The sequence below is a fragment of the uncultured Cardiobacterium sp. genome (assembly GCF_938028185.1).
In the GTDB taxonomy this organism is placed as follows: Bacteria; Pseudomonadota; Gammaproteobacteria; order Cardiobacteriales; family Cardiobacteriaceae; genus Cardiobacterium.
The window spans coordinates 1-3,372 of record NZ_CALJAH010000112.1; the positions used below are offsets into that span (position 1 = coordinate 1).

At 50.2% G+C, this 3,372-nt stretch carries 2 protein-coding genes; both read right to left on the bottom strand.

Features of this window, described 5'->3' with window-relative positions; all coding sequences use genetic code 11:
- On the bottom strand, nt 1-2,831 hold a 2,831-nt coding region (locus Q0349_RS03540), incomplete at its 3' end, for an AAA domain-containing protein (protein WP_298079498.1).
- Between the two features lie 185 nt (nt 2,832-3,016).
- Nucleotides 3,017-3,372: hypothetical protein (locus tag Q0349_RS03545; protein WP_298079499.1), on the bottom strand; the 356-nt coding region annotated here is incomplete at its 5' end.

The window sequence follows — 3,372 nt, forward strand, 5'->3', positions numbered from 1 at the left end:
TTGAGCATACTGGGACTGCTGTCAATAAAACCGCCGTCGGCATCTTTACTGTAAACCGGCGAGAAAATAATGACCGATCGTTCCGCGCCTTGCAAGGCGTGCACCGTGCCGACGGTCATGCTGTCTTCGCCCTGACCAACAGCAATCCCTTGCTCGCGGCAGGCTTTGCCAATCGCCCGCACTTGTGCGCCAAAAGGCGTTACCACGCCGACGATTTGATGCAGCGGCAAATCATAAAACGATTCCAGTGTTGCACGTTGAGCGGCAAGCCATTGCGCAATCGTTTCCGCTTCTTCCTGATTGTGGCGGCTGCCACCATTGGTTTTCTGGCAATGCCCGGCAATATGCCAATAACCCATTGGCGGCAGGCTGTCCGTTTGCAGTTTTTTGCCACGTTTGGGCTGCAAATTCCCCTTGTAACAAAGCGTATTGCAATAGGCGATAATCTCATCAAAACAGCGGCGGTGTTCATAAAGAAACATTCCACGCGCCAATTCAGGATTGTAATGATAGCGGCTGCGCGTTTGTGCAATTTGCATGACGCTGCCGAAAGCGACCGATTTGCCCAGCTCGCATAGCGCCTGATAATGGTCAGTATCATTTGTGCCATTGAGCAATCCCGCATGGCGCATATTGCCAATATCCACCGCTGGCGGTAGCGACCAAATCGGTGCAATTTGCAGGGTGTCGCCAATAACCAGCGCTTTTTGCGCCAATGCAAAGGATGCCCCGGCAACTTCCGGGCGTACTTGCCCCGCCTCATCGACAATCAATAAATCGGCGAAGTCATACAGATAATCCGTGGAGAAGGAATTGCCGCCTTCATGGCGGGAAACTGTCATTTCGTTGGGCAGCATGAAAAAGGTGGAGACAATGCACGGCGTTAATTTCATGCGGCGTCGCCAACGCGGCTCCAGCGCTTTGCGTCCCGTTTTGCGTTTTTCTTTTTCCAATTCTGGCAACAGCGTTGCCATTTCCAACAGCCAACGTCCTTCCCAATAATGCGTCGCCAGTTGGAAGATTTTGAAACGAATATGGGTATCGGCGCGCGCATCGCATTCCTGCAAATCGCATTCTGCGGCGGGTTTGTCCAGCTTTAGCGGCTGCAATACCGTTTGCCATTCTTTCAATCTTTGTTGCAAGGCTTGCTTGAGTTCCTCACCGCGTGCGAGTAGCTGCGCTTGCGCTGCTAATTGTTGCTGCAATTGCGTGGCAAGGGTTTTGATTTCTGCTTCGATGGCATCTAGCGATTTCCCTTGCGGCTCGGCATAAGCGGCCGGCCATATCGTTTTTAAGAACAGGCGGGCGAGGCGCAGCCGTTTTTTTGCGACCGGCGGCAACCAGGAAAAGAAAGCATACAAAAGCGATTCTTTGGCGCGATAGTTTTCCCATTCATCTAGCAGCGTATCTATTTTTTCTTTTTCTGTTTCCGTGGCTTTATATTCTTGGCGGATTTGGTTCAATGCTTCCTGGTAATTATCGTCCAATGCTTTTTTCATTGCATTACGCGCACGGGATAGATGCGCCCAGGCATTCTCAATATCCTGCAGTTTTAAGACTTCTTTTTGCAATGCTTGATGCAGAGCATTGACCGCTTCTTGCACGCTGCTGATAGCGGGGAAAGCATTGGCGGCGGCTTGCAAATAGGTCGCTTGCGCATGGTAAAAGTATTCGTCGCTTTCGACTTTCTCGAAAAAGCTGCGCGTTTGGTATTTTTTCGCCGCCGCTTCTTCTTTGCCACGCGCGGGAAAGTAGGCGCCAAAACTTGCGATATCGGGCAACCAGCGTCCGGCAAAAATACCGCTGCCACGGGCGAAATCCTTACCGAAGGCGTCGATGATATTGGTTACTGCCTGATTGTTGGTGGAAGCGGCGACGATGACCGGCGGCTCGCTTTCTTTTAGCGCCGCTTCTGCCCAAAGACTGGCGACGACGGAAAGCAGCAGCGTGGTTTTACCGGTGCCGGGCGGGCCATTGACGGCGAGGATGTCGCCATGCGCGCTGTGCAATAGATGGGCGAGCGCATCGCGTTGTGCTGCTGCCAGCGGGTATTGGTCGCTGGCGTGCGCCAGTCTTTCCGTAAAAGCGCTGTGTGCGGGCAGGCAGGGTTCGGTGGGGGTGAGGGCGGCGCGGGCATAATTGGCAAAGAGCGGCGCAGCGGGTTGTTCTTTCTGCAAATGGTCATAGAGGGCGAGGATGTGCATACTCGCTTTAATCATGCTTTTTTTGAGCAGATAGCCATAATTGGCGCGCTGGTATTCATTGTTGTCCAGCCAATCGTGGGCGACGCCATCGAGGAAGCAATGGCAATCCGCCAGCCAGCTTTGCCATTCCCGATAAAAAGATTCGTCATCAAGCGGCGCGCCGTTTTCGTCATATTCCGGCACGCCGGGAATCGGATTGCGGCTTAGCCATTCATCGCGCTGGGCGACACTGCCAATGGAAAAACTGCCCTCGTCAATTGGTTCCAAAATATCGCGCGGCATAATGGTTTGTGCGCTGGGATAAATTCTGCCATCGCGATATAACAGGGCGGGGGTAATAATTGGTGTGATTATCGGCGGATTGCCATTTTCTGCCACAACACCGTGTTGTAAAGGGGCGCAATAGACTTCAGGGCGCAGGACAATTTCGACGAAATGGGTTTGCGCTTTTTCATCGGCAAAGCATTTCTCTACAATTTCCGCCGAGGCAATACCGCTCGCCAAGGTTTCTGGCGAAAGTTGCAGAAACGCGCCACAATCTTGCAGACGAAATGCGCCTTTGCTGGTTTCGGCATCGGCGAGGGAATTGCGCCAGTATTGGGCGAAGGCGAGGGTTTCGGTTTGCATGGTGCTGTCCTGATGGCTGGGGATTTGAATTTATACATACAGGATAAGCACTACCCTGTATGTATAAATGAGAGAAGCTGCGAGATGGATTAGCGAAGAATAGCGTATCCCAATATAGATATGCTGAATTGATTTTGCTGTTGGGTTACGCGCTGTGCGTTAATCCAATCCGCAACGAGAAAAAATTAAATCCATGTGCCTATAGAAACCATTCTTTGCTGGATGGCACGATCGAAAATACCCCTATTAAGATCAAAGTTTTCCATCTTTTCTTTACCTTCTGTTATTTGATCTATTACATTATTCCATGTAATGAACTGTTCTCTATGTAATGCTTGATTTAATTCAATCCAACAGCTGCCATTAAAGCCATTGTCATTCTCAAAATTATAGAGACACGACTTGCATCCATAAAAAAATCCTATTTTCCCTGATGGAGTTTCTAACAATATTGCCATAGAATGACAAATTCTTTTATCCTCTAAAATATCTTCCTTACAAAACATACAAGGTAGTGGCCTATATTCGTCAGGTATATGTA